2 protein-coding genes are annotated in these 1,265 nt (G+C 47.9%); both read left to right on the plus strand.

Translation table 11 applies throughout. The features are described 5' to 3' along the window. The first annotated feature begins 77 nt into the window (after positions 1-77). Positions 78-401 (plus strand): helix-turn-helix domain-containing protein, encoded by a 324-nt coding sequence (locus tag ACPV3A_RS37685; RefSeq protein WP_006210604.1) that lies wholly within the window; start codon positions 78-80, stop codon positions 399-401. After that, on the plus strand, positions 344-1,228 hold the full coding sequence (locus ACPV3A_RS37690; RefSeq protein ID WP_210190097.1) for an IS3 family transposase: 885 nt from the start codon (positions 344-346) through the stop codon (positions 1,226-1,228). The genes ACPV3A_RS37685 and ACPV3A_RS37690 overlap by 58 nt, the downstream gene beginning before the upstream one ends. Positions 1,229-1,265 lie beyond the last annotated feature (37 nt).

Raw genomic sequence — 1,265 nt, forward strand, 5'->3', positions numbered from 1 at the left:
TGAAGTGCACCCCTTAGAATGGACATTGGAATAAACCCCTGGTTTATCCGATGAAATTCTAGGGGGTGCATTTTTGTATGGCAATTAAGGGACAAAAGTATAAAACGTATTCGGAAGAGATCAAGAAAGAGGCGGTTCGTCTGCATGTTATCGAGGGATGGACTTACCGAAAGATTAATGAACACTTGGGGATTAATGATCCTCAGCGGATGAAGAAATGGATGCGGAAGTTTCGGGAACAGGGCGAGTTTGGACTGGTGGATCAGCGAGGTCGACGGGAAGCATACATCGACCAAGATCGGTATGTTCAAAAGCTCAAGCGGGAAAACGAAATGCTAAAAAAGTGCTTGGAAATCTGGATGCAGGAGGTGAAAAACAGAAATATAAAGTCATTGAGATAGCTGCCTCTAGCTACCCCGTCAGCAGCCTTTGCAAACTCTTCAAGGTCTCTCGTAGCGGCTACTACGCCTATCTGAAGCGCAAACATATGGACCGGGACAAGGAAGCTGCATTGCTCATTCGTCGGGTGTATGCGCGCTACGAAGGGAAATACGGCTACCGCCAAATCCAGTTGTTCTTGTGGCAGGATGAGGGCATATGGATGAACCACAAGAAAGTATTGCGTCTGATGCAAAAGCTCGGACTTCAATCCAACATTCGCCGCAAACGCCGTTTTAACACGGCGTACCATGCGGGGGAACGCGTGGCGGAGAATCTGTTGAAGCGAAATTTCACAGCAGAAAAACCGAACCAGAAATGGGTAACAGATGTGACGCAATACCGGGTAGGTGAGCGCTGGCTGTATCTTTCGGCAGTCAAAGATTTATTCAACAACGAGATTGTGGCCTACCAGCTTAGCGAACGCAACGACAACGAACTGGTACTAAAGACGTTCGCCAAAGCGTTTGCCAAGCAAAAAGACGTGACCGGATTGGTCGTTCACAGCGACCAAGGGTTCCAGTACACGTCTCATGCTTACCATGACATGCTGCCAAAGGTTAGCGCCCAAATCAGCATGTCTCGTCGGGGCAATTGCCTAGACAATGCCTCCATGGAGAGCTTCTTCTCGCATCTCAAAACGGAAGGGCTCTACCCTTATAATATCCGAAATCTGGCAGAGGCACAAAACCGAATTGAAAAATACATACGATTTTACAACCAGAGACGACCGCAGCGGAAATTAAACAAACTGACGCCGGTAGAGTACCGACGCCAGTTTGCAGCTTAGGTGTTTTTCCAATGTCCACAAAATGGGGTCTTGACCA

This window comes from Paenibacillus sp. Dod16 (assembly GCF_049893405.1).
Taxonomy (GTDB): domain Bacteria; phylum Bacillota; class Bacilli; order Paenibacillales; family Paenibacillaceae; genus Paenibacillus_AQ.

Excerpts from the sequence above, each read along its gene's own strand:
- ACPV3A_RS37685 (WP_006210604.1), top strand. The coding sequence starts at position 78 with ATGGCAATTAAGGGACAAAAGTATAAAACGTATTCGGAAGAGATCAAG.